General features: G+C 63.1%; 23 protein-coding genes. 9 read left to right on the top strand and 14 right to left on the bottom strand.

Annotation, left to right across the window (positions count from 1 at the left end; genetic code table 11):
* Nucleotides 1-97 precede the first annotated feature (97 nt).
* Nucleotides 98-3,199, bottom strand: coding sequence for a bifunctional proline dehydrogenase/L-glutamate gamma-semialdehyde dehydrogenase PutA (gene putA / locus GA0071312_RS12250; protein WP_074446145.1), 3,102 nt, complete (start codon nucleotides 3,197-3,199; stop codon nucleotides 98-100).
* Between the two features lie 138 nt (nucleotides 3,200-3,337).
* Here putA and GA0071312_RS12245 point away from each other — a divergent pair, with 138 nt between their 5' ends.
* Nucleotides 3,338-3,799, top strand: a complete 462-nt coding sequence (locus tag GA0071312_RS12245; protein WP_074445206.1) for an Lrp/AsnC ligand binding domain-containing protein — start codon at nucleotides 3,338-3,340, stop codon at nucleotides 3,797-3,799.
* A gap of 154 nt (nucleotides 3,800-3,953) precedes the next feature.
* A complete protein-coding gene (locus tag GA0071312_RS12240; protein ID WP_074445205.1) occupies nucleotides 3,954-5,183 on the top strand; it encodes a hypothetical protein in 1,230 nt (409 codons plus the stop codon).
* Between the two features lie 44 nt (nucleotides 5,184-5,227).
* On the opposite strand, the gene GA0071312_RS12235 is transcribed toward GA0071312_RS12240, so the two are convergent.
* The 5 genes from GA0071312_RS12235 to GA0071312_RS12215 all read right to left on the bottom strand — a co-directional run bounded on the left by GA0071312_RS12235 (nucleotide 5,228) and on the right by GA0071312_RS12215 (nucleotide 11,004).
* On the bottom strand, nucleotides 5,228-6,277 hold the full coding sequence (locus GA0071312_RS12235; protein WP_074445204.1) for an ABC transporter ATP-binding protein: 1,050 nt from the start codon (nucleotides 6,275-6,277) through the stop codon (nucleotides 5,228-5,230).
* Between the two features lie 18 nt (nucleotides 6,278-6,295).
* The gene (locus tag GA0071312_RS12230) at nucleotides 6,296-7,330 is read right to left on the bottom strand and encodes an ABC transporter ATP-binding protein (RefSeq protein WP_074445203.1); all 1,035 of its coding nucleotides are present in this window, start codon (nucleotides 7,328-7,330) and stop codon (nucleotides 6,296-6,298) included.
* On the bottom strand, nucleotides 7,305-8,309 hold the full coding sequence (locus GA0071312_RS12225; RefSeq protein ID WP_083204547.1) for an ABC transporter permease: 1,005 nt from the start codon (nucleotides 8,307-8,309) through the stop codon (nucleotides 7,305-7,307). The genes GA0071312_RS12230 and GA0071312_RS12225 overlap by 26 nt, the downstream gene beginning before the upstream one ends.
* 11 nt (nucleotides 8,310-8,320) lie before the next feature.
* Nucleotides 8,321-9,304: an ABC transporter permease gene (locus GA0071312_RS12220; RefSeq protein ID WP_074446143.1), complete on the bottom strand. Its 984-nt coding sequence runs from the start codon at nucleotides 9,302-9,304 to the stop codon at nucleotides 8,321-8,323.
* 158 nt (nucleotides 9,305-9,462) lie between these two features.
* Entirely contained in the window at nucleotides 9,463-11,004 is a 1,542-nt protein-coding gene (locus GA0071312_RS12215; RefSeq protein ID WP_083204681.1) for an ABC transporter substrate-binding protein, read from the bottom strand.
* Nucleotides 11,005-11,463: 459 nt separating this feature from the next.
* On the opposite strand from GA0071312_RS12215, the gene GA0071312_RS12210 reads away from it, so the two are divergent.
* The 4 genes from GA0071312_RS12210 (at nucleotide 11,464) to mscL (ending at nucleotide 14,405) form a co-directional block, all read left to right on the top strand.
* Entirely contained in the window at nucleotides 11,464-12,636 is a 1,173-nt protein-coding gene (locus GA0071312_RS12210; protein ID WP_074445201.1) for a M20 aminoacylase family protein, read from the top strand.
* A gap of 120 nt (nucleotides 12,637-12,756) precedes the next feature.
* Complete coding sequence (locus GA0071312_RS20090; protein ID WP_165604027.1) at nucleotides 12,757-12,915, top strand: hypothetical protein; 159 nt, start codon at nucleotides 12,757-12,759, stop codon at nucleotides 12,913-12,915.
* A gap of 95 nt (nucleotides 12,916-13,010) precedes the next feature.
* Nucleotides 13,011-13,880 carry an SDR family NAD(P)-dependent oxidoreductase gene (locus GA0071312_RS12205; RefSeq protein ID WP_083204680.1) on the top strand — a complete coding sequence of 290 codons (870 nt, stop codon included), beginning with the start codon at nucleotides 13,011-13,013 and terminating at the stop codon, nucleotides 13,878-13,880.
* 24 nt (nucleotides 13,881-13,904) lie between these two features.
* Entirely contained in the window at nucleotides 13,905-14,405 is a 501-nt protein-coding gene (gene mscL, locus GA0071312_RS12200) for a large conductance mechanosensitive channel protein MscL (RefSeq protein ID WP_074445200.1), read from the top strand.
* A 15-nt stretch (nucleotides 14,406-14,420) separates the two neighbouring features.
* Here mscL and fabI read toward each other — a convergent pair whose 3' ends face one another.
* The 3 genes from fabI to fabA form a co-directional block, all read right to left on the bottom strand.
* Nucleotides 14,421-15,248, bottom strand: a complete 828-nt coding sequence (gene fabI, locus GA0071312_RS12195; RefSeq protein ID WP_074445199.1) for an enoyl-ACP reductase FabI — start codon at nucleotides 15,246-15,248, stop codon at nucleotides 14,421-14,423.
* Nucleotides 15,249-15,278: 30 nt separating this feature from the next.
* Nucleotides 15,279-16,502 carry a beta-ketoacyl-ACP synthase I gene (fabB, locus tag GA0071312_RS12190; protein ID WP_074445198.1) on the bottom strand — a complete coding sequence of 408 codons (1,224 nt, stop codon included), beginning with the start codon at nucleotides 16,500-16,502 and terminating at the stop codon, nucleotides 15,279-15,281.
* A 124-nt stretch (nucleotides 16,503-16,626) separates the two neighbouring features.
* A complete protein-coding gene (gene fabA, locus GA0071312_RS12185) occupies nucleotides 16,627-17,139 on the bottom strand; it encodes a 3-hydroxyacyl-[acyl-carrier-protein] dehydratase FabA (protein ID WP_074445197.1) in 513 nt (170 codons plus the stop codon).
* Between the two features lie 277 nt (nucleotides 17,140-17,416).
* Here fabA and irr point away from each other — a divergent pair, with 277 nt between their 5' ends.
* The 3 genes from irr (at nucleotide 17,417) to GA0071312_RS12170 (ending at nucleotide 19,689) form a co-directional block, all read left to right on the top strand.
* Nucleotides 17,417-17,926, top strand: a complete 510-nt coding sequence (gene irr, locus GA0071312_RS12180) for a Fur family transcriptional regulator Irr (protein ID WP_083204546.1) — start codon at nucleotides 17,417-17,419, stop codon at nucleotides 17,924-17,926.
* A 141-nt stretch (nucleotides 17,927-18,067) separates the two neighbouring features.
* Entirely contained in the window at nucleotides 18,068-18,838 is a 771-nt protein-coding gene (locus tag GA0071312_RS12175; RefSeq protein ID WP_074445196.1) for an SDR family NAD(P)-dependent oxidoreductase, read from the top strand.
* Nucleotides 18,839-18,942: 104 nt separating this feature from the next.
* Entirely contained in the window at nucleotides 18,943-19,689 is a 747-nt protein-coding gene (locus tag GA0071312_RS12170; RefSeq protein WP_074445195.1) for a GntR family transcriptional regulator, read from the top strand.
* 7 nt (nucleotides 19,690-19,696) lie between these two features.
* On the opposite strand, the gene GA0071312_RS12165 is transcribed toward GA0071312_RS12170, so the two are convergent.
* The 5 genes from GA0071312_RS12165 to GA0071312_RS12145 all read right to left on the bottom strand — a co-directional run bounded on the left by GA0071312_RS12165 (nucleotide 19,697) and on the right by GA0071312_RS12145 (nucleotide 23,596).
* The gene (locus GA0071312_RS12165; protein WP_074446140.1) at nucleotides 19,697-20,419 is read right to left on the bottom strand and encodes a MauE/DoxX family redox-associated membrane protein; all 723 of its coding nucleotides are present in this window, start codon (nucleotides 20,417-20,419) and stop codon (nucleotides 19,697-19,699) included.
* A gap of 144 nt (nucleotides 20,420-20,563) precedes the next feature.
* Nucleotides 20,564-21,067: an RES family NAD+ phosphorylase gene (locus GA0071312_RS12160; protein ID WP_074445194.1), complete on the bottom strand. Its 504-nt coding sequence runs from the start codon at nucleotides 21,065-21,067 to the stop codon at nucleotides 20,564-20,566.
* A complete protein-coding gene (gene parS, locus GA0071312_RS12155) occupies nucleotides 21,064-21,555 on the bottom strand; it encodes a type II RES/Xre toxin-antitoxin system antitoxin (RefSeq protein WP_074446139.1) in 492 nt (163 codons plus the stop codon). The genes GA0071312_RS12160 and parS overlap by 4 nt, the downstream gene beginning before the upstream one ends.
* A gap of 64 nt (nucleotides 21,556-21,619) precedes the next feature.
* Complete coding sequence (locus GA0071312_RS12150) at nucleotides 21,620-22,366, bottom strand: maleate cis-trans isomerase family protein (protein ID WP_074445193.1); 747 nt, start codon at nucleotides 22,364-22,366, stop codon at nucleotides 21,620-21,622.
* Nucleotides 22,367-22,399: 33 nt separating this feature from the next.
* Entirely contained in the window at nucleotides 22,400-23,596 is a 1,197-nt protein-coding gene (locus GA0071312_RS12145; RefSeq protein ID WP_074445192.1) for an FAD-dependent oxidoreductase, read from the bottom strand.
* Nucleotides 23,597-23,611 lie beyond the last annotated feature (15 nt).

The raw sequence follows: 23,611 nt of genomic DNA, 5'->3' as shown, positions 1-23,611 counted from the left end.
CGGGTCTGCCCGGTACGACGGAGACTATGAGTCGAAGCCATGTGCGGCCTTGATCATGCGCAATGCAGATGACGCAGCCGACAATCTCGCCGCAGCCCTAATCATCCATGGCGATCAGCGCCGCATTGCCGCCAGCCGCCGCCGTGTTGATGGTAATCGTCTGCTCCGTGCCGAAACGCGTCAGATAGTGCGGCCCCCCGGCTTTCGGTCCGGTTCCCGAGAGACCGTTTCCGCCGAAAGGCTGTACGCCGACCACGGCGCCGATCATGTTGCGGTTGGCGTAGACATTGCCGATGGCGAGACGGTTTGCCACCTTTTCGACGACGCTTTCGATGCGCGAATGCAGGCCGAGCGTCAGGCCGTAACCCTTGGCCTCGATCGCATCCAGCACCGCGTCGAGCTCGGAAGCCTTGTAGCGCACCACGTGCAGGATCGGGCCGAACACCTCGACTTCGAGATCCTCAGCCTGGCCGAGTTCGAACATGTGCGGTGCGACATATGTCCCACGCGCCGGCGCCGTCCCGGCATAATGCACCGCCCTCGCCTCGCGCTTCATGCGCTCGATATGCTTGTCGAGGCCGGCCTTCGCCTCGGCGTCGATCACCGGGCCGACATGGATGGCGAAGTCGCGCGGATCGCCGAGCGTGAGTTCCCGTGCCGCGCCGGCAATCATTGCGATCATCCTGTCGGCGACATCCTCCTGCACGAACATCAGCCGCAGGGCCGAGCAGCGCTGGCCGGCGGAGCGGAAGGCGCTCATGATCACGTCGTCGGCGACCTGCTCCGGCAGCGCCGTGGCATCGACGATCATTGCGTTGATACCGCCCGTCTCTGCAATCAGCGGCGTGATCGGCCCGTCCTTGCCGGCGAGCGTACGGTTGATCAGCCTTGCCACCTCGGTCGAACCGGTGAAGACGACACCGTCGATCCTGTCATGCGCGACGAGCCGCGCGCCGATGCGCCCGTCGCCGAGCACGAGATGCAGCGCCGAATGCGGGATACCGGCCTCGTGCATCAGCGCGATGGTTTCAGCCGCAACCAGCGGCGTCTGCTCGGCGGGTTTGGCGACCACGGCATTGCCGCTCACCAGAGCCGCGACGATCTGGCCGGTGAAGATGGCGAGCGGAAAATTCCAGGGCGAGATCGCCACGAAGACACCGCGTCCGCGCATGCGCAGCCGGTTGGATTCGCCGGTCGGACCGGGCAGTTCCTCACCGTCACCATAGAGCCGGCGCGCCTCGATGGCGTAGTAGCGGCAGAAATCCACGGCCTCGCGCAGTTCGGCCATGGCGTCGTCGATGGTCTTGCCGGCCTCGGCCTGCAGCAGATAGAGCAGCCGTGCACGGCGTTCCTCCATCAGATCGGCAAAGCGCTCCAGCGCTCTGGCGCGCTTGTCCGCCGGCGTGGAATCCCAGGCGCGGAAACCCGCACGCGCGGCAGCGACCGCCTTGTCGGCCAGCGCCTCATCCGCTTCCGTGACCGTCCCGACACGGGTCTCGCCATCGACCGGCGAGACGCAGACCCGGCTCTCGCCACCTGCCGGCTTGCCGTCGACGAGGGAAACAGCCTCCGCTGGCGCCTTGCCGGCTTCATCCATCTGCCCGCGCAGTTGCGCCACCGCCATGCGATCGCCGAATTCGATGCCGGCGGAATTGCGCCGTGCCGCGCCATAGAGATCGCGCGGCAGCGGTAGCGTGGAATGGCGCGCCTGATCCGGCGTGCGGATCAGCTCGGAGGGGCGTCGCAGCAGCGATTCGATCGTGACATCGGGGTCACCCGCCACCGAAACGAAGGAGGAATTGGCACCGTTCTCCAGGAGCCTGCGCACCAGATAGGCCAGCAGGTCGCTGTGACCGCCAACGGGCGCGTAAGTGCGGCAGCCGAGCCCCGGGCGCTGCTTTATCAGGTGCCCGTAGAGCTGCTCACCCATGCCATGCAGGCGCTGGAACTCGTAGCCCGCGTCATCACCGGCCATTTCGATGATCTCGGCCACGGTCAGCGCATTATGGGTGGCAAATTGCGGGAAGATGCGCGGACGCAGGGCGAGCATCTGCTCGGCGCAGGCGATATAGTTGAGATCCGTCATCGCCTTGCGCGTGAAGACCGGATAATCGTCGAGCCCGCGCTCCTGCGCCCGCTTGACCTCCGTGTCCCAGTAGGCCCCCTTGACCAGGCGCACCATCATCTTGCGATCATGGCGCTCGGCGAGAGCGGCGATGTGCTCGATCACGGCGCGGGCGCGCTTCTGGTAGGACTGGATGGCAAGCCCGAAACCGTCCCAATCGGCCAGTGACGGATCGGCGATCACCGCATCGATCACGTCGAGCGACAGTTCGAGCCGGTCCGCCTCCTCGGCATCAATGGTGAAATTGAGATCGAAACCCTTCGCCTTGTGCGCAAGCGCGACGACTTGCGGCACGACCTCCTCCAGTACCTTCTCGCGGTTGAGCGCCTCATAGCGCGGATGCAGAGCCGAGAGCTTTACCGAGATGCCCGGACGCTCAGGCAATGGTCGATTGCCGGCTATACGCCCGATATTTTCGATGGCATGGGCGTAGCTGTCGAAATATTTCTTCGCGTCGCTACGCGTGCGCGCACCCTCGCCGAGCATGTCGAAGGAATAGCGATAGACGCGGCCCTTGGGCGATTGCGCGCGCTTGAGCGCTTCCTCTATGGTCTGGCCGAGCACGAAATGGTTGCCCATGATGCGCATGGCCTGGCGCGTCGCGGTGCGTACGGTGGGCGCGCCGAGGCGCTTGGTCATCTGCCGCAGAATGCCCTCCGGCGTCTCGCCGGGCTGGATGACACGCGCGGTCATGCCGAGCGCCCAGGCCGAGGCATTGACGAGAAAGGCGCCGGATTTCGTTTCGTGATGCGCGAAATCGCCCTGGCCAAGCTTGTCCTCGATGAGCTGGTCCGCCGTGCGGGAATCGGGAACGCGCAAAAGCGCTTCGGCCAGCACCATCAGCGCGAGGCCCTCGCGGGTGGAGAGCGCATATTCCTGCAGCATGTCCTCGATGCTGCCGAAGCCCCCCGCCTCGCTGCGGATCGCCATGATCATGTCGCTGGCGAGCCTATCCACGCGTTCGCGCGAACGTGAATCCGCAGAGCGCCGCGAGAGCAGCCGGTGCGCAAGTGCTTGATCATCCTCCGCATAAGGGGCGGCGAAGCTGGTGGTAGAAGTTGTCACAGCATCCATGAACATCACTCCGTTGCGGCAAGCAGACCGTCACGCTTCAGCGAACTCCAAGAATAATGGATTCAAGGATGGATATCGATCGGCCTTTTTCGAATTATTCCGTGACTTATGCGGAAAATAATTTATAATTTAGTGATTATGACGGAAATTGATCGGACAGACCGGCGCATCCTTCAGGAGCTTCAGCGCGACGGGCGCCTCGCCAATGTCGAACTCGCGGAGCGTATCGGCCTTTCGCCGACGGCAACCGGCGAGCGCCTGCGCCGTCTGCAGAAGGACGGCGTGATCACCGGTTTCGGTGCACGGATTGCGCCCGGGAAACTCGGACTGGGATTGCTCGTCTTTGTCGAAGTCTCGCTGGACAAGACGACGCCGGATGTCTTCGAGCGTTTCGCGGAGGCCGTCAGGCGCGCGCCGGAAGTTCTGGAATGTCATATGGTTGCTGGCGGCTTCGACTATCTGATCAAGACCCGCTTCGGCACGATGAGCGCTTATCGCCGCTTCCTCGGCGAGGGGCTGCTCTCGCTCCCCGGCGTACGCGAGACGCGCACCTACGCCGTGATGGAGGAAGTCAAGACCGATGGGCCGTTGCCCGTCTGAACATCTGCGGCACCGGTCCGATGATGCACGTCAGGCGATCAGTGTTGCAGCGACCGCACAGCGCGCAGATGCGCAGTCGGCTAGAGTGATCGCGATTCGAGGGCTCCACGCAAATTGTCGGGCCCGCCCCATTGCTCGAGCCTATTGCAGATCCATGCCGCGTCACCAGCGAAAGACAGTCGATCCGGTGCTCTCTGCCGCAGCCATGCTGCGGCGCATCGGATTCATGCTGCTGCTGACGGCACTCCCGGTCTTCGCCATGGTCTCGCGTCGTGCCGTTGTGCTGCTCATGCCGATCGCGGTGTCGCTGATCATCATCGCCAGCCTGATCGATGGCCGGCAGCGTGCTTTCGCGCTGGTCAACCGGCGATTCGCAGCCTCCCCGCCCGTTCTCGCGACCCTGGTGCTCGCGATCTGGATCACCATGAGCCTGATCTGGACACCCTATCCCGACCCGGCGATCAGCCGCGCCGTCAGCCTGCTGGCAACCGCCGCGCTGGGTCTGGCGGGTTACTATGCCCTGCCCGACCGGACGCGCTCGGCCAATCTCTATCTCCTTCCGATCGGGGTTGCAGCCGCTGCGGTGACGGGCGCCCTGGCCGCGCTGGCAATGTCGCGCGGCGCGGTTCCCGGTATCGCGCCCGTCGCGCTCGAGCGCGGCATGGCGCTTGCGGTGCTTGCAACGTGGCCGGCGGCTGCGTGGATGCACTCTCGGGGTCGCGACGCGCAGGCGCTCGTCGTCGCGGCATCGGTGGGGCTGATGACATTGCTCGCGCCGACCTGGCTACCGCTGATCGCCTTTGTCGCGGGGGCGCTCGTGTGGCCGCTCGCCGCCTCCTATCCCCGCGCCATGACGGCGATCCTGGCGACCGCCGTTGCTGTGCTCATCATCTCCGCCCCCCTCTTCGCCTTCATCGCGACGCCACTCGGCCCCGGCATGACCGGCGGCAGCATCAATGCCCTGGCGATCTGGCGGGAGATCATCCTGAATGATCCGCTGCGGATCATCACCGGCTACGGGCTCGAAGCGGCGCAGCGATCGCGCATGGCCGGGGATTTACCATGGAATGCGCCGAATTCGCTGCTCTTCGAGATCTGGTACGAGCTCGGCATCGTCGGTGCCGTCGCGATCGCGATTGCGCTAGCCGGTGCCGTAAGAGCGGCGGCGCGGCGCCAGCCGGTCCTGATACCAGGCGGGCTGGCCTGCTTCACCTGCGCCTTCACCTTCGCAGCATCGGGAATTGCAAGCACGCAGATGTGGTGGATGACCGGGCTGATCGTGATCGCGTTGGCGTTTGTCGCCGTGACGCGTGGCCAGTTCCGGACCAGCCGTCCCAGGATGGTATTCCCGCGCAGCCCGGCTGGTGACGATACTGTCGGGTGAGGCGCGCCCTTGAAAAGGCGCGCCGTCACCGGAAACACACCTTCTCAGGCCGCCGAGCTCTGCTGCATCTTGAGCTTCTCGACCTCGGCTGCGAGCCGCCCCTCCTCGACCGCATGACAACGCACGTCGATCTCGCCCGGAAGCGACGTCACGCCCGGTGTCTCGCTCTTGCAGCGCGCGTTGGCGAAGGGGCAGCGCGGGTGGAAATGACAGCCGGACGGCGGCGAAATCGGGCTCGGCACCTCACCACCAACAGGAATGCGCTTGCGCCCGGTCATTTCGAGATCGGGAATCGCATCGAGCAGCATGCGCGTATAGGGATGCTGCGGGTTCTTGAAGATCTCGCGCGCCGGTCCGACCTCGACCAGACGCCCGAGATACATCACGCCCAGATAATCCGAGATGTGATAGACCACCGCGAGATCATGGCTGATGAAGAGATAGGACAGCCCCAGTTCACGCTGCAGATCCTTCATGAGATTGAGAATCTGCGCCTGTACCGAGACGTCGAGTGCCGATGTCGGCTCGTCACAGACGAGGAATTCCGGCTCGGAGGCGAGTGCGCGCGCGATCGAGATCCGCTGACGCTGACCACCGGAAAACTCGTGCGGGAATTTCTCGCCGTCGCGCGCCGAGAGCTTCACGCGCTCCAGATTGAGCGCGACACGGCGCGTGATGTCGCGTTCGTCATCCGAGATTCCGTGGGCGCGGATCGGCTCGGCGATGATGTCGTGCACGCGCCAGCGCGGGTTCAGCGAGGCGAACGGATCCTGGAAGATCATCTGGAAACGCCGGCGCAGACCGGCCATCTCCTTGCGCGAACGCTTGCCGGCCATATCATGCCCGTCGAAGACGCCCTTGCCGCCGGTCGGCTGGTACAGGCCGACGACGAGACGCGCCACCGTGGACTTGCCGCAGCCGCTCTCGCCGACGAGGCTGAATGTCTTGCCTCTCGGGATCCTGAAATTGATCGCATCGACCGCATGCAGCGTCGCGCGCCCCTCCCGGTGGATGATCCGCCGCAGCAAGGGCGCCGACACGTCGAATGATTTCGAGAGATCGACGGCTTCAAAAATGGGTTTTTCAACCTGCATCGTCACTATCCTGTTCGCCTATTGCGCCGCTTCGGTCTTGCTTGTGCCATTGGCGTGCAGCCAGCACGCGGCACTCGAGCGATCGACATCGATGAGATTCGGTCGCTCCACGCGGCACCGATCAAACACCTGCGGGCAACGCGGATTGAAGGCGCAGCCCCTGGGGATTTCCGTCAGACGCGGCATTGAACCCTCGATCTGGGTGAGGCGCTCAAGATCATGGCCGACGACCGGAATCGAGCCCATCAGCCCTTCCGTGTAAGGGTGCTTGGCTTTCTTGATGACATCCTGAACCGGCCCGATCTCGGCGATCCGGCCGGCATACATCACCGCCACGCGGTCAGCCGTCTCGGCGATAACACCCATATCGTGTGTCACCAGCATGATCGCCGCGCCATGCTCATCGCACAGACGCTTGAGCAGCTTGATGATCTGCGCCTGGATCGACACGTCGAGCGCCGTGGTCGGCTCATCCGCGATGATCATGCGCGGATTCACGCACAGGGCGAGCGCGATGACGACACGCTGTCGCATGCCGCCGGAGAACTGGTGCGGATACTGGTCGATTCGCTTCTCCGGCGATGGGATACCCACCTCGCCGAGAAGATCAATGGCATGCTTTCTGGCCTGCGCCTCGGTCAGATCCTGATGGGTCAGGATCGTTTCGATGAGCTGCCACCCCACCGTATAAAGCGGGTTGAGCGAGGTCAGCGGGTCCTGGAAGACCATGCCGATCCGCTTGCCGCGGATTTTTCGCATGGCCTCCTGAGACAGATTGTCGATGCGCTCGCCATCGAGCCACACCTCCCCGCCGGCAATCCGTCCCGGGGGCTCCAGCAGACCGATGATGGCGGAGCCCGTCATCGACTTGCCTGCGCCGGATTCACCGACAACACCGAGCACCTCGCCCTCATTGACGGTAAAGGAGACATCGTCGACCGCAACCAGATTGCCGCGACGATTGGGGAATTCGACCCGGAGGTTCCTGACCTCGAGAACCGGTTTCTTGGTGCTCACGAGACCCTCCTCAGCGCAGCTTGGGATTGAGCGCATCGCGCAGCCAGTCACCCAGCAGATTCACTGCGAGGACGAGCACGACAAGGACGACGCCGGGGAAGATCGACATCCACCATTCACCGGAAAACAGGAAATTGTTCCCGATGCGGATGAGTGTTCCCAGCGAAGGATTGGTGGGCGGCACGCCCACACCGAGGAAGGACAGCGTCGCCTCGGTGAGGATGGCCACGGCCAGCGACAGCGTCGCAATGACGAGAACCGGACCCATCACATTGGGCAGGACGTGCCGCAGCATGATGAGGATTGGATGAATGCCCATAACCTTGGCGGCCTGAACGTATTCCCGGTTCTTCTCGACGAGCGTCGAGCCGCGCACGGTGCGTGCGAAATTCACCCAGAGCGAGGCGGCGATCGCGAGAATGATCACATAGATCTTGAAGTCCGCCCGCGCCTGGCTGCTCATGACCGTCGACGCGACGCCGTCGATCATCAACGCGATCAGAATGGCCGGAAAGGTCAACTGGACATCGGCGATGCGCATGATCACGGCATCGATCCAGCCACCGAAATAGCCGCTCACGAGGCCCAGGATCATGCCGAAGGCCGCAGCCAGCACGACACCGGAAAAACCCACGAGCAGCGATATCCGCAAGCCGAAGATCATCGCCGAAAGCACATCACGCCCCTGATCATCGGTGCCGAGCAGATAGTTCGGATCACCGCCCGGCGACCAGGCCGGCGGCTTGTAGGCATCGATCAGACTGAGCGAGCCCAGATCATAAGTGTCGTAAGGCGCAATCCAGGGTGCAAACACAGCGGCGACAAACATCGCCATCGTGACAAGGAAAGCCACGATCGTCAGTGGCGATTTGCGGAAGCTGTAGAAGATGTCGCCGTTGAAGAAGTCTTTCGTATTGCCGTAAATCCTTTGCCACATGCGCGGCGACGACGCCGCGACGTCGGGGCTCGTCACTTCCGGGCTGGTGGATGCTTGTTTCGTGAAGGTGTTTGACATACCGACGCCCCTTACTTCGTGCTCGCAGGACGCTCGATCCGCAGGCGCGGATCCACGACGTAGTAGAGCATGTCGACGATCAGATTGATGAGCACGAAGAACACGGCGACGAGCACGAGGTAACTGGACATGATCGGAATATCTCCGAAATTGATCGCCTGAATGATCAGGAGTCCCATACCGGGCCACTGGAACACGGTCTCGGTGATGATCGAGAATGCAAGCAGCGCACCGATCTGAAGGCCCATGATGGTGATCACGGGAACCAGCGTGTTCTTGAGCGCGTGCCCGAAATTGATTGAACGCTGCGGTAGTCCGCGCGCCCGCGCGAACTTGATGTAGTCCGTGCGCAGCACCTCCAGCATTTCCGCGCGCACGAGGCGCATGATCAGCGTGAGCTGGAACAGCGCCAGGGTGACAGCGGGCAGAATGATGTGGCTCCAGCCACGCAACGACAGGAGGCTTGTCTCCCAGCCGAAAACGGTCGTCAGCCCGTTCCGCCCGAAAGTCGGCAACCATCCCAGCGACACCCCGAATATCAGGATCAGCAGGATGCCGATCAGGAATGTGGGAAGCGATATGCCGACGAGCGAGACGGTCAGAAAGATCTTCGACAGGACCGAATGACGGTTGAGCCCTGTATAGACACCCATCGGTACACCGACGAATACCGCGAGAATGGCGGATACGAAGACAAGCTCCAGAGTCGCCGGAAGGCGCTCAGCGATCAGCGTGTTGACGTCGCGGCCCATGCGATAGGAGCGACCGAATTCACCCTGGACCGCATTCCCGACCCATTTCGCGAATTGCAGCGGAACCGGATCGTTAAGCCCGAGATTTTCCCGCGCAGCCTGACGTTGTTCTGCCGAGGCTTCGGGTCCGAGCATGTTGTTGACGGGGTCGCCGACGAACTGGAACAGCGAGAACGAGATCATGGCGACGACGAGCATGACGAAAACCGCCTGCACGAGTCTTTGAACGATAAAGTCGAGCATCGACATACCCTTGATAGCCAGGACAGAGCGCGCGTTACGGCACTGACAGGACCCGACAAGAAACCTTCCGCGATAGCAGCGATCGGACTTGAAGCTGCTCCCGATTAGAAAACCCGGGGCAGGAATCCGGCCCCGGGTTTTCCATTCATCTGCAAGGATCAGTCGCGCAGGCGGACGTAACGCAGGTCCACGTCGTTGTGCGGACGCTGCTCGATATGCTCCACACGGTCCGTGCGAACAGCCCAGGCCAGCGCCTGCTGGTGCAGAGGCAGGTGACCCACCTCGTCCTTGTGGATCTGCATCGCTTCGCGGATCAGCTCGTTACGTTCGTCCTCGTCCACGGTCACTGCAATCTGCGCGGACAGTTCATCGACACGCTCGTTGGAATAACGTCCCGAGTTCCAGACGGCACCCTCATTGATGAGGTTCTGGAACGCGTTATGCGCATCATAGGTGCCAGGCGTCCAACCCAGCATGTAGAAGCTGGTATTGTAGTCTTCGGCAGCACCCATCTTGTTGAAGTGCAGCGACAGCGTCTGTGCATTCAGATCGGCATCGATCCCAATTCGGCGCAGCATCGGGATGATCGCAGAGCAGATCGCCTCGTCGTTGACGTAGCGGTCATTCGGGCAGTCGAGGGTGACCGGGAAACCGTCAGGGTAGCCTGCTTCCGCAAGCAGTTCCATCGAACGCTCGGGATCATACGCGTAAGGCTCGGCGATTTCCTCGTCGAAACCGACGATACCCGGAGCGATCATGGAACCCGTCGGCGTGGACGCGCCGCGCATCACCACACGCTGGATAGCATCGAGATCAATCGCATGCGCGAAAGCCTGGCGCACACGAAGATCCTTGAAGGGATTTTCGCCGGAGCCCGGCATATCAAGCAACTCGTCGCGCTGCTGGTCCATACCGAGGAAGATCGTCCGCAGCTCGGGCCCTTGCAGCACCTCGATATTCTCGTCCTGCTCGAGACGCGGAACGTCCTGAAGCGGAACCGGATACATCATGTCGATCTCGCCGGAGAGGATCGCCGCGACGCGCGTGGAATCATTGCCGATCGGGAGGAATTCGGCGCGCTCGACATTGGTCTCGAGTTCGTCATAGCCCCAGAAATCCTCGTTGATCTCCATGACCAGACGATTGTCCTGCGACCATTCGACGATTTCGTAGGGACCCGTGCCATTGGCGTTGAGATTGGCGAAATTGGTCGACCCCCCGCCGACAACGACGTCGAAGGCATCATTCGCTTCCATGAAGTCTTCGTTGACGACGAAGAACAGCGACAGATTCTGAAGCAGGATCGGATCCGGTCCCTTGGTGATGACCCGGATCGTGTGATCGTCGACCTTCTCGATCGTCTCGACATTGGAGAGGAAACCGGACATCTCCGAGCCTTCCTGCGTGATACGGCGGAAGCTGTAGAGAACGTCATCCGCCGTAAAGGGCGTGCCGTCATGGAAGGTGACATCCTCCCGGAGCTTGAACTCCCAGGTCACGTCGTCGATGGTCTCCCACGACTCGGCAAGATCCGGCTCCAGAGTCAGATCATATTTGCGGTGAACCAGCGCACCGTAGACCATGCCCTTCACGGTATTGGTTGTGCCGTGGTTATGCATGTGCGGGTCGAGCCCGAGGATGTCACCCGTCGTGGCGTAACGGAAGGTATTGTCCTGGGCGTGAGCGCTGAAGCTCATCATGGCCGCAACCGCGACTGATGCGAGCAATTTGCCAGTATTTTTCATCTCTGATGGTCCTCCGAAGTCAAAAGCGGACTGTGTGGTTTTTTGCGATCTGTGCCGCTTATCCGAACTCGCGGATCATTATGCACCGCGCCTGACTCTGGCAACTCCCCCCATTTCATTTTCTTGCTGATTTCGCACAATTTGAGAGCATGAACCGGCCAAGATATCGGCATGCAAAGAGTTTGTGCAATTTTTATCGACATTGAACTAGACACATTCTAGGGTTACTATACGTAATATAAAATAGCCTTTGATTGCATTTCTCGTGACGATATGCCCATACCGATTCCGCCGGGGCAGCGGCGGGGCCGGATATTGACCACATGGCGCAGTCAGTCATGATCGCGCATCGAACGCGCGACCCATCCGGCCGGACGCCTCCGTGCTCGGCCCCATCCACGAGAGAGCCCCAAAATGCCCGTCATCAACCGCGTCGCGGATCTCACCGACGAAGTCGCCGCCTGGCGCCACGATTTTCACGAGAACCCCGAACTCCTCTTCGACGTCCACCGGACCGCCGGAATCGTCGCGGAAAAGCTGAAGGAATTCGGCGTCGACGAGATCGCCACGGGTATCGGCCGTACCGGCGTCGTCGGTGTCATCAAGGGCCGCAGCAACACCTCCGGCAAGGTGATCGGCATCCGCGCCGATATGGATGCGTTGCCGATCGAGGAAGCCGCCGACGTCCCCTATCGCTCGAAGACACCCGGCAAGATGCATGCCTGCGGCCACGACGCGCATACCGCCATCCTGCTCGGTGCGGCGAAATATCTCGCCGAGACCCGCAATTTCGACGGCACCGTCGTGCTGATCTTCCAGCCCGCAGAGGAAGGCGGCGGCGGTGGTGACGAGATGGTCAAGGACGGCATGATGGATCGCTTCGGCGTTCAGGAAGTCTATGGCCTGCACAACATGCCGGGCCATCCGGTCGGCTCCTTCGCCATCCGTCCCGGTCCGATGATGGCCGCAGCCGACAGCTTCAGCATCACCATCGAAGGCAAGGGCGGCCATGCGGCCATGCCCCACCAGACGGTGGATACCGTGCTGGTCAGCGCCAACGTCATCACCGCCCTGCAGGGCATCGTCTCGCGCAATGCCGATCCGCTGAAATCCGCCGTGATCTCCGTCTGCTCCATGCAGGGCGGCAACGCCTACAACGTCATCCCGCAGACGGCCACCCTGCTCGGCACCTGCCGCACGCTCGAGCCGGAGGTGCGCGACATGTGCGAGCGGCGCATCAAGGAAGTCGTCGATGGCGTCTGCGCGGCCTATGGCGCAAAGGGGAAGGTGGATTACCACCGCGGCTATCCGGTCACTGTGAACGACCCGGACAAGACGCAGTTCATCGCCGATATCGCAGCCGAGATCGTCGGTGCGGACAAGGTGGCGACCGATATCGCCCCGCTGATGGGCGGCGAGGATTTCTCCTACATGCTCAATGCCCGCCCGGGCGCCTACATCTTCCTCGGCAACGGCGACAGCGAATCCTGCCATCATCCGGCCTATGTCTTCGACGACGAGGCCCTGCCCTACGGCGTCTCGCTCTGGGCAAAGCTGGTCGAGCGCGCGATGCCGGCGCAGCCCTGACGGAGAAGCCACAGAGCCCCGGCAAACCCCGTTAAGGACCCTGAACGCTCTCTGAATATCGCGCTCAGGGTCGGTCCAGCGGCGGTTTGGCATGGTGATTTCCAACAAGGGAGATCACTCATGCGCCGCTTCGTCACCACCGCTCTCACCACCGCCTACTGCTTCGCCATGATCGGCTTGCTCGGTGGTATCGGCGTGATGGCGTCCGGCGCGGGCCTGCCGACACCCAAGGCGGAAGGCAGCGTCGGCATGGCTCTGATCCTGCTGCTGCAGCACTGATTCCCGCATCCCTCCCGGCGCGAAAACGCTTCCCGGCGAAGTCGGAACTGCTCTACCCTTCCGCAACGTCAATACGAATGCGGGAGGAGCACGAAATGGCCGCCGACAATCTTGCGAAAGACCCCGAGACACTGCTCGAATCACACACGCCATCAGGCCGGCTCGCGGGCCGCGTCGCCTTCGTGACCGGGATCGGCTCGGTCGGCCCCGGATGGGGCAACGGCAAGGCCATCGCTGCGCTCTATGCCCGCGAGGGCGCGAAGGTCTTCGGCGTCGACATCAATCCGGATGCGGCAGAGGAAGCCTGCGCGGCAATTCGCGCCGTCAGCGCGGCGGATGGCGGCGAATGCGCTGTCATGGCGTGCGACGTCACGCAGGAAGACCAGGTCGCAGCCGCAATCGCCGCATGCCGCGCCCGCTTCGGGGCGATCGACGTACTCGTCAACAATGTCGGCATCGTCAAGCTCGACCGCGTCACCGAGATCGACGCTGACGACTGGGACCGGGTCTTTGCCATCAACGTCAAGAGCGCCTTCCTCACCGCCAAGCATATCCTGCCGGAGATGGAGGAGCGCGGGCGCGGCGCGGTGGTGAATATCGCCTCAATCGCCGCGATTCGGTACACGGGCGTGCCCTATGTCACCTATTACGCGACAAAATCGGCCATGCTCGGCCTCACCCGGGCCATCGCGCTCGAATATGCGGGCAAGGGTGTGCGCGCCAATGCGGTGCTTCCCGGCCTGATGGATACGCCAATGGTTACCGCCGGGCTCACCAGCGCCTACGCCACGCAGGGTGATGTCGCGGGCCTCAAACAGACGCGCGCGGCACAATGCCCGATGGGGCGCATGGGCGACGCCTATGACGTCGCCACCGCCTGCCTCTACCTCGCCAGCGACGAGGCCAAATATGTCACCGGCGTGGAACTTGTCGTCGATGGCGGGATCACGCAGAAATATGCGTAAGGCAGCGCAATCAGGAGGAGAGCCATGGCCGTCATCGATGAGTTCCGCAAATTCGCCCTGCGCGGCAGCGTGGTCGATCTCGCCATCGGCGTGATCATCGGCGCCGCCTTCTCGCGAATCGTCGATTCGATGGTCAGCGACATGATGATGCCAATCATCGGCGCGCTCGCCGGCGGGCTCGATTTCAACAACTACTTCCTGCCGCTCTCGCGCGAGGTCACGGCGAGCACGCTCGACGCGGCACGCGAACAAGGGGCGGTGATCGCCTATGGCTCCTTCATCACCGTGGCGCTGAATTTCCTGATCATCGCCTGGGTGCTGTTCCTCGTGGTGAAGCTGATCAACCGCCTCAAGCAACGCGAGGAGAAGAAGGCCGAGGCCGTAATCGCCCCCACCTCCGAACTGCCGGCAGATGTAAAACTCCTCGCGGAGATCCGCGATCTCCTCGCGGCAGGCGGCGCCGTCGTGGGCGCACCGGGAAATCAGCCCGCCCCGAATAGCACGCCCGGTGGCGACAGGACGTGACCGGAGGCGCCGGCCTCAGGTGTCGATCACACCCGCCGATTCCTGCTCCTTGAGCGAGCCGGGGCTCGGCATCGAGATGGTGTTGTAGCCGGAATCCACATAGTGGATTTCACCGGTGACGCCGTTCGACAGATCCGACAGCAGATAGAGCCCGGAGCCGCCGACATCCTCGATCGTCACCGTCCGCCGCAGCGGCGCATGCGCCTTCTGATAGGCGAACATCAGCCGCGCATCGGTGATGCCGGCACCTGCCAGCGTGCGCACCGGGCCGGCGGAAATGGCGTTGACGCGGATATTCTCCGGACCAAGATCGGAAGCGAGGTAGCGCACGCTCGATTCGAGCGCGGCTTTGGCCATACCCATCACGTTATAGTTGGGCATGACACGCATCGAGCCGCCATAGGTCAGCGTCAGCATCGAGCCGCCCGGGCGCATGCGCTTCGCCGCGCGCTGCGCCGCCTCGGTGAAGGAGAAGCAGGAGATCACCATGGTGCGCGAGAAATTCTCGCGGGTGGTGGCGTCGATATAGCGCCCCTTCAGCTCTTCCTTGGCCGAGTAGCCGATGGCATGGACGAGGAAGTCGAAACCCTCGCTCCAGGCCGCGTCGAGCTGCTCGAACACGCCGTCGAGCGAGGCCAGATCCTCGACATCGCAGGGGATGACGAGATTCGAGCCCACCGATTCGGCCAGCGGCTTCACCCGCCGCCCGAGCGCATCCCCCTGATAGGTGAAGGCGAGCTCGGCGCCCTGATCGGCCACCGCTTTCGCGATGCCCCAGGCGATGGAATGGTTGTTGGCGACGCCCATGATCAGGCCGCGCTTGCCCTTCATCAGACCGGTCAAAAGCCTGCCCTCCCCTTCAACCGCGCCCAATCAGGCGTCGGGATGTTTCATCACGATGGTCGCGTTGGTGCCGCCGAAGCCGAAGGAATTCGACATGAAGTAGCCGATCTTCGCGTTGTCGCGGCGCCTGGTCGAGATGGGCATGTCGTCGAATTCCGGATCGAGCTCGGTGATATGGGCATTGGCGCTGATGAATTCGTTCTGCATCATCAGAATCGAGTAGATTGCCTCCTGCACGCCGGTTGCGCCGAGGGAGTGCCCGGTGAGCGACTTCGTCGCCGCGATCGGCGGGCATCTCTCGCCGGAGCCGAAGATCTCGCGCAGGGCCTCGATTTCCTTGGCATCGCCCACCGGGGTCGCAGTGGCATGAGGATTGACGAAATCGATCGGCGCTTTCACCGTCGAGAGCGCCTGCCGCATGCAGCGCACCGCGCCTTCGCCCGACGGCGCGACCATGTCGTAGCCGTCCGACGTGGCGCCGTAGCCGACGATCTCGGCGATGATGGGCGCGCCGCGCGCCCTGGCGTGCTCCATCTCCTCGAGCACCAGCACGCCCGCGCCGCCGGCGATGACGAAGCCGTCGCGATAGCGGTCATAGGCGCGCGAGGCGGTCTCGGGCGTGTCGTTGTACTTGCTCGACATCGCGCCCATCGCGTCGAACAGGTTGGAGAGCGTCCAGTCGAGATCCTCGCAGCCACCGGCGAAGATGATGTCCTGCCGCCCCGCCTGGATCGTCTCGAAGGCATTGCCGATGCAATGGTTCGAGGTGGCGCAGGCCGAGGAGATCGAATAGTTCACGCCCTTGATCTTGAACCAGGTGGCGAGCGTCGCGGCAGCGGTCGAGGACATCGCCTTGGGCACGGCGAAGGGACCGATGCGCTTGGGGCCCTTGTCCTGGGTGATGCGTGCCGCCTCGACGATGGTGCGTGTCGAGGGTCCGCCGGAGCCCATGATGATGCCGGTGCGCTCGTTGGAGATGTCCTTCTCCTCGAGCCCGGATTGCGCGATCGCCTGGTCCATGGCGACATGGTTCCAGGCCGTGCCGCCGCCATGGAAGCGCATGGCGCGGCGATCGACCAGCGCCTCGACATCGATCTTCGGCGCGCCATGGACATGGCAGCGGAAGTTCAGATCGGCGTATTCCTGTGCGAAACCGATGCCGGAGCGGCCTTCGCGCAGGGAGGCCGTGACTTCCTGCGTATCATTGCCGATAGAGGAGACGATCCCCATTCCCGTGACGACGACGCGTCTCATGTGCAACTCCCTTCCGCCGCGATTGGAGCCTGCGCGGGCTCGAAGCGGATTGTTATTCAAGCGTTGTCTTTTCTTGTGGCAGAGCCGCCTTGCGCGCCCTGCCGGCTACCCGGCGAAGCGATGCTCAGGCCGCTTCCGGCTTGAACAGCCCGACGCGCAGATCCTTGGCTTCGTAGATGCGCTTGCCATCCGCCTCGAGGAAGCCGTCGGCGACGCCAAGCACCAGCTTGGAGCGGAAGACGCGCTTGAGATCGACGCCGTAGACGACTTTTTTGACGCTGGGCAGAACCTGATCGGCGAACTTCACCTCGCCGACACCCAGCGCGCGACCACGCCCCTCGGCGCCAAGCCAGCCCAGATGGAAACCGACCATTTGCCACAAGGCATCGAGACCCAGGCAGCCCGGCATCACCGGATCACCCTGAAAGTGACAGGGGAAGAACCAGAGATCGGGGCGGACATCCAGTTCGGCGCGGACATGGCCCTTGCCGTAAGCGCCACCATCCTCACCAACGGAGGTGATCCGGTCGAACATCAGCATGGGCGGCAACGGCAATTGCGCGTTACCGGGGCCGAACAGCTCGCCGCGACCGCAAGCGAGGAGTTCCTCGTAGGTGAAACTGTTTTGACGGTCCATGTGACTCCGGCCGATCCTTCTGGGGCTCGATTCTCGATGCCGACGATATGCGCCGACGCGCGTCTGTTAACATAGTGTATCCGGCCATCAAAGGCACGTCGGCAGCGTTTTGCGTGTTTTTCGTATACAATGCGGCACGCGGCGTTGCAGGCTGCCATCGTGCGCAATGCCGCGAAATCGCCGCAGATACACCCAATAAGCGAAGCGACGGGTTGCGGATCGGATGCGCAAACCCTATAGACATGGTAAGGATTGTTCGAGCGAAGAAGCGGGCGTCATGGATCATATCGCGTCGACCGAAAAGCGAAGCACCCAACCGGATACGCAGGGCCAGATTACAACTGCGCCGCAGCCGGCGGGGCGCAGTGGCTGTCCCCTTTCCGAGCTCCGCGACAAGCTGCGCCGAGTAGGCCTGCGCCCGACGCGCCAGCGCGTTTCTCTCGGCTGGCTGCTGTTCGGCAAGGGCGACCGTCATATCACGGCCGAGATCCTCTATGATGAAGCCGCGCGCGCCCGCGTCCCGGTGTCTCTCGCCACGGTCTACAATACCCTGCACCAGTTCACCGAGGCGGGCCTGCTGCGCCAGCTCGCAGTGGATGGCTCGAAGACCTATTTCGACACCAATCCGACCGAGCACCACCATTTCTTCGTCGAGGATGACGAAGCCCTGATGGACGTGCCGGCGGCTGACGTCACGGTGGTCGATCTGCCCGAAGCGCCCGCCGGGTTCGAGATCGCCCGTGTCGATGTCGTCGTGCGTCTGCGCCGCAAGGATGATCACGGCTGAACCGCAGGGCGGTGCCCGCCCTCGGGCGGGTGCGCCACAAGTGATGTGCAGTCTCGTATCTCCCCGTTCTCATGTACATCTGCTAGCGTATTCCGGTTCTGCGCGGCCATGCGGCCTGCGCTTCGAGAGCGGGGTTCGCATATGCCTTCGACATCCTGGAGACTGGGTCCGCAACCGGGGGCGCGTATCGCGGTGCTCGGCGCTTGCGGTGGAATCGGACAGGCCCTTGTTGCTGCCCTGAACGCGATTGGCTGCCGCGTCTTCCCGCTCGACCTGCCGCGCTCGCTTGAATCCTCTGCGCTGCAGGGAACCGAAGCCGCCATCCCCGTCGATGCGACCAGCGAATCGGCGCTGACGGAAGCGTTCGCAACACTGGAGCAGCGCGCCGGCGGGCTCGAAGGCTTCGTGCATCTGGCCGGGTTCACGGCGGCGCCGGCGCCGCTCGCGACGCAGACCCGCGCCGTCTTCGACGATGTCGTCACCGGCAATCTCGATTCGACCTTCCTCGCCGCCCGCGCCGCACTGCCGCTACTGGCGCGCGGGAGCGATGCCTCGCTCGTGCTGACCTCCTCCGGGCTCGCCGCCAAGGCAACGCCTGGATACGGACCCTATGCCGCCGCCAAGGCCGGCGTCATCGCCCTCACCCGCGTCCTCGCCATCGAGAACGCGCCGCATATCCGCGTCAATGCCGTGGCGCCGAGCGCCGTCGAAACACCGTTCCTTGAAGGCGGGATGGGGCGAGACCCGCATGGGCGCGGTTTCGACCGCGAAGGCTATGCGAAGACAATCCCGCTCGGGCGCATCGCTGCCCCCGATGACGTGACCGGCCCACTGCTCTTCCTGCTCGGCCCCGCTTCCGGATACATGACCGGCCAGGTCCTGCATGTGAATGGCGGTTCGCTGATGCCGTAGGCCAGTGGCGCCGGCACGTTGCGGCCTGCCGGCTGATTGTACAATTCTTGCATTCACGGCCCGTTACGCTTACCGGAGTGCCAGGTCGAGACAGGCGGGTCAGGATGAACGAGAGCGCTGAAACGCTGCCACGCTACATGCAGGTCATGCAGATCCTGCGCGAGCGGATCGCGTCGGGGGTCTATGGCGTCGATTCGCTGATCCCGACCGAAGCGGAATTGTGCGAAGAGTTTTCCGTCAGCCGCTATACCATTCGCGAGGCGCTGCGCCGGCTCACAGAAGCGGGATTCGTGGCGCGCCGGCAGGGCTCGGGGACGCTCGTCATCGCACGCCAACCCCCGGGCAATTTCACGCATTCGATGCGCTCGCTGACGGAGCTGTTTCAATACGCCGTCGACACCCGCTTTGCCATCGACGAGATCGCGCCTGTCGCGGTGAACGAGGCGGCCGCAGCATTGATCGGATGCGCACCGGGCGAGACCTGGCTGCGGGTGCAGGGCCTGCGCATGACGCGGTCGCAGGACGCGATCATCTGCCATACGACAGTGTATATCGACATGCGTTTCGCCTGGCTGGAGCCGGAGATGCGCGATTGCGTCGGGCCGCTCTACGCCCTGATCGAGCGTCGCGCCGAAATCCCCGTCGCCGAGGCCATCCAGACGACCAATGCCGTGCCGATGCCGGAGGATATCCGCATCAGACTTGATGCGCCGAAAGGCGCCTATGCGCTGCGTCTGGTGCGATGTTATCTCGATCGCGACGGCGCAACCATGGTCGTCTCGATCAACCACCATCCCGCCGATCGCTTCAGCTACACCATGCGCATCCGCCGCGACGCGCTGGAGGGATGAGGGCGCATCACGCCTGCAGGACGTAGACGCGAAACGGCATCCAAAGTCCCATCCCCATCATGATCAGATTCTCGGTGAGCGAGACGAAGCCGAGCGGCACGTTGCTGTCACCGCCGACACAGGCGCATTTCAACTCACGTTTTTCGATATAGACCGCCTTGAACACCGATACCGCGCCGACCGTCCCGATGAACAACGCCACCGGCCCGGCGAGCCAGATCAGCGCGGAAGCCAGCATCAGCACGCCGGCAAGCGTTTCTGCAAAGGGATAGACGTAGCCATAGGGCACCCAGCGGCGCGCGAGCAGATCGTAATTCAGGAACATGGTCGAGAAACTCTCGACATCCTTGAGCTTCTGAAGACCCAGCAGCACCATCGCCGTCGCCACGAAGATCTCGAAGGTGCGCAGGCTGGCAACCGCCCCCTCCATGCGCCAGCCGATCGCGAGGGCCATGGCGAAAGCCACGGCAAACAGAGCGATGACGGGCATGTAGGTGACCTCGTCCTCATCCTTCACGGCGAGGCCAAAATGCGTGCGAAGCTCTTCGTATCCGCCGATGCGCTCGCCGTCGATATAAGTCTGCGGCGTCGTCTTCACGCCCTCGCGCTGCATGAAGCCATCGGTTTCCTCGCGGGTACGCAGTGGATGATCCTCGACCTCAAAGCCCCTGCGCTGCAAAAGGTCCAGGCTCTTGAGGCCGAACGGACAGCGATGATCGGGCATGTCCATCCGGTAGAGCTGAGCGGTCTTCACCCCTGTGGTGCGTGCATCCACTGCGCATCCCCTTTCTGCCGCATGCGCGGCCTTGAGGGGAGTCAAATCGGGACGGGGGAAGTGGTTCCGGCGACGCCTGCCCTCAGTCAGATAAAGCCCTCAGCGACCCGCATGCAGGCGCGGGTCGAGCGCGAAGCGCTCCTGCCGGACATCCTCGAGATGATGAAAGGCGCGGCCCGGATCGAAAATCAGGTTCCAGCTGTAGCGTGAAACCGTCGAGGGGATCAGTGTGAAAAGATGATCCCTGACGAGCTGGTCGCCGAAACCCTGCTGGCCCGGCCCGTGGGTGGTTGGCACCAGCCAGCTGGGATTGGGTATGTCCTCCGGTCGGACCACGTGAATGATCGACGGATCGGTGATCCTTGCGCAAGTCAGCAGGTGGGGTGCGGTGTCGAGGACGCGGAAACCTTTATGGACCGCAACTTCGAGGATCGCCACAGCGGGATCAATCGAGGCATAGACGACCCGCACACCCCGCGAATTCCATCGCCCGCCGACACGATGCGCCCCCTCGCCGGAATGCCAGCTCCCGGCATGACGATGCTGATCAAGGCGCCACAACCGGATTTCGCCCTGCCCCAACGGCGCCGGCAGAGGGGTCACGTATAGACCCCGTATTCGAGCCGGGTGAGGTAATTCTCCACCGCTTCTGCCCCAGCCGCCGAGGAGAGAAGATCGATCGGACGGCGGTTATCGAGGCCGATCGCCTGCGCTTCGAGCCATGCCTCGGCAGCCTCCTGCGCCCCCATCACGTCGATGGCGCGGGCGAGGATTTCGGCGAAGCGCCAGGCGCGGCTGCTCTGCTCGACAGATAACCGCGTATCCGCCGCATCCTTCCTGCGCCTTTGCAGCGTACGGATGCTCATGCCGATGGCCTTTTCGAGCGCATCGCCATGCGAAAGGACGCGCACACGCGCGATCAGGTGTATCAGCGATGCCGAAGGCAGGCCGCGCATGATCACGTCATGCGCATCGATCGAATTCTGCACGCCATGTGCCACGATCCTGCGCCCGCCCAGCATGGCGAAGGCCCGGATCGGAATGCTGTCACCGGCCAGTGCGCCGGACTGCTCGGCAGCTGGAACGGCTATGCTCATGGGGGCTTCCTCTCGCGTCACCTGTCGCGAGAAGCGTGCCACATGTCGCCAGCTGCCGTCAATGCCTTGCCAGCAGCGTGCCATACCCCTGGATCTTGTCGGTAATGCCGTTCTGGCGCAGGGCCCACCAATAGGTCGCCGTGTTGATCGCGATCACCGGCTTGCCGAGCCAGAATTCGGCGATTCCGGCCACCCGCGCCATGGCGAGATTGGTGCCGACCTGCACGATGGCGTCGACATCCGGGCCGTCGACCTCGTTGATCGCGTCACGCAGCTCGGTTTCCGGGACATGGGCGATCTGCATCGGGCTCTTGCATTTGAGTCCCTTGAGATTGACCACCTCGAAGCCGCAATCGGTGAAGAACTTGCGCACCTGGACATCGCCCACGGGCATGTAGGGCGTGATCACGCCGAGCCGCTTGACATTGTCATAGCAGTTGAGTGCCGCGCGGCAGGCATCCGATCCCATCGCCACCTTCACGCCAGCGCGTTCCTCGACGCGACGCTCCAGTTCGATCGAGCCCTCAAGCCCGTCCCAGAAGGTCTCTGCCGACATCCCCATGACGAGATAATCCGGGCGGCAGGTCATCACCGCATCGACCGAATCCATCAGTGCCGCGCGGATGTCATCCATCAGCTTGTTGAAATCATCGTCGCTGGTGACCGGATTGTCCGGGATGATGATGCGCGAGAAATGGTTGGTCACGCCCACCGGACGCATCGCGTCGAATTCCGGCTGGACCGAGGTGTTGGTAGAGGGGGCGATGACCCCGAATTTCATGCGGTAACCGAGACTGTCGACCATGGTCGTTCTCCCTGGATATGGTGTCCGCGCCGTTCAGGCCACGTCTTCGAGATCACGCAGCGACTGGATCATCGAGGAGCGGCGCACGAAGGCGCGATGGGCCTCTTCGTCAGCCACGGTGCTGCGCAACTCGTCGTGATAGGCGCAGCGCGCCTGCGGGTCTTTCTCGTTGAGGATCTTGCGGTTGCGCAGGGCCTGCGCCTGGACCGTCTCGATCGCCACCTTGCGGCGCTGGCGCTCGTAGCGTCCCATGGTTTCAAGCGGCGCGCCGTTCCACACGGCGGTGAGCTTCTCGCCGAGATTCATGGCGTCGTGGATGCCGCCATTCATACCCATGCCGCCGAGCGGATTGTTGAGATGCGCGGCATCACCGGCAAGGAAGATGCGCCCGGAGAGGTAGCGATCCGCGACGCGCTCATGCACGCGGTAATCGGTTTTATGGACGATCTCATAGGGCGCATCGCGCGGTAGCAGCGCCTGGAGCCGCTCCTCGATGCGCTCCGGCGCCTTCATCGATTCAGGCGTTTCATTATCCTCGGTCGGGAAGAGAACGCGCCACAGCGTGGGCGTACGCAGCAGCACCACCCATTCATCGGGATCGCTGATATAGGCGATATTGGTCAGGTCCGGGATGGCCGAGCCAAAATCGAAGGTCGTCGAGAAGGTCAGGAAGATCTCGGGGATGGTCATCCCCTCGAAATTCACGCCGATCTGCTTGCGCACGATCGAGCGCGCGCCATCGGCGCCGACGAGGAAATGCCCGCGCAATTCCTCGCGATGCCCGTCTCCGTCGGCGATCACGAGGCGCACGCCGTCATCATCCTGGGAGGCTTCCAGCGCCTGCATGCCATAGCGCAGATCGACCTTGCCCTCGGCCTCGAGCTTCTCGCGCAGGAGGCGTGCGAGCTTCCATTGCTCGCATTGCAGCCGATAGGGATGACGCGTCTCGTCTGCCAGCAGCCCGAGATCGAACGTGGCGATGACGCCTTCCCTGCGATCGCGGAACTGCCATTGCGGGCAGATCAGCCCCTGTTCGACGCATTTCTCGGCGATACCGAAGCGATCAAGCATGTCGAGCGTCGGCGGATGGAAGGTCGAGGCGCGCAGATCCGTCGGCACGTCCACATGCCCCTCGATCAGCGTCACCGGAATCCCTTCATCAGCCAGATAAGCCGCCGCCGTCATACCGACCGGCCCGCCCCCGACGATCAGAACGCCCCTGTCACTCATGCCGCGATCCCCTCG

It is taken from the genome of Saliniramus fredricksonii, from assembly GCF_900094735.1.
Lineage (GTDB): Bacteria > Pseudomonadota > Alphaproteobacteria > Rhizobiales > Beijerinckiaceae > Saliniramus > Saliniramus fredricksonii.
This window is presented reverse-complemented; position numbering and strand designations above follow the sequence as displayed.

What these genes read in the sequence shown, in the direction of transcription:
- GA0071312_RS12220 (WP_074446143.1), bottom strand. Translation starts at nt 9,304, where the DNA reads ATGCTCGACTTTATCGTTCAAAGACTCGTGCAGGCGGTTTTCGTCATG.
- GA0071312_RS12170 (WP_074445195.1), top strand. Translation starts at nt 18,943, where the DNA reads ATGAACGAGAGCGCTGAAACGCTGCCACGCTACATGCAGGTCATGCAG.
- fabB (WP_074445198.1), bottom strand. Translation starts at nt 16,502, where the DNA reads ATGAGACGCGTCGTCGTCACGGGAATGGGGATCGTCTCCTCTATCGGC.
- GA0071312_RS12210 (WP_074445201.1), top strand. Translation starts at nt 11,464, where the DNA reads ATGCCCGTCATCAACCGCGTCGCGGATCTCACCGACGAAGTCGCCGCC.
- GA0071312_RS20090 (WP_165604027.1), top strand. Translation starts at nt 12,757, where the DNA reads ATGCGCCGCTTCGTCACCACCGCTCTCACCACCGCCTACTGCTTCGCC.
- GA0071312_RS12240 (WP_074445205.1), top strand. Translation starts at nt 3,954, where the DNA reads ATGCCGCGTCACCAGCGAAAGACAGTCGATCCGGTGCTCTCTGCCGCA.
- fabA (WP_074445197.1), bottom strand. Translation starts at nt 17,139, where the DNA reads ATGGACCGTCAAAACAGTTTCACCTACGAGGAACTCCTCGCTTGCGGT.
- GA0071312_RS12145 (WP_074445192.1), bottom strand. Translation starts at nt 23,596, where the DNA reads ATGAGTGACAGGGGCGTTCTGATCGTCGGGGGCGGGCCGGTCGGTATG.
- GA0071312_RS12205 (WP_083204680.1), top strand. Translation starts at nt 13,011, where the DNA reads ATGGCCGCCGACAATCTTGCGAAAGACCCCGAGACACTGCTCGAATCA.
- GA0071312_RS12225 (WP_083204547.1), bottom strand. Translation starts at nt 8,309, where the DNA reads ATGTCAAACACCTTCACGAAACAAGCATCCACCAGCCCGGAAGTGACG.
- GA0071312_RS12235 (WP_074445204.1), bottom strand. Translation starts at nt 6,277, where the DNA reads ATGCAGGTTGAAAAACCCATTTTTGAAGCCGTCGATCTCTCGAAATCA.
- GA0071312_RS12165 (WP_074446140.1), bottom strand. Translation starts at nt 20,419, where the DNA reads ATGGACATGCCCGATCATCGCTGTCCGTTCGGCCTCAAGAGCCTGGAC.
- GA0071312_RS12230 (WP_074445203.1), bottom strand. Translation starts at nt 7,330, where the DNA reads ATGCGCTCAATCCCAAGCTGCGCTGAGGAGGGTCTCGTGAGCACCAAG.
- GA0071312_RS12150 (WP_074445193.1), bottom strand. Translation starts at nt 22,366, where the DNA reads ATGGTCGACAGTCTCGGTTACCGCATGAAATTCGGGGTCATCGCCCCC.
- putA (WP_074446145.1), bottom strand. Translation starts at nt 3,199, where the DNA reads ATGGATGCTGTGACAACTTCTACCACCAGCTTCGCCGCCCCTTATGCG.
- GA0071312_RS12245 (WP_074445206.1), top strand. Translation starts at nt 3,338, where the DNA reads ATGACGGAAATTGATCGGACAGACCGGCGCATCCTTCAGGAGCTTCAG.
- mscL (WP_074445200.1), top strand. Translation starts at nt 13,905, where the DNA reads ATGGCCGTCATCGATGAGTTCCGCAAATTCGCCCTGCGCGGCAGCGTG.
- GA0071312_RS12215 (WP_083204681.1), bottom strand. Translation starts at nt 11,004, where the DNA reads ATGATGAGCTTCAGCGCTCACGCCCAGGACAATACCTTCCGTTACGCC.
- irr (WP_083204546.1), top strand. Translation starts at nt 17,417, where the DNA reads ATGGATCATATCGCGTCGACCGAAAAGCGAAGCACCCAACCGGATACG.
- GA0071312_RS12175 (WP_074445196.1), top strand. Translation starts at nt 18,068, where the DNA reads ATGCCTTCGACATCCTGGAGACTGGGTCCGCAACCGGGGGCGCGTATC.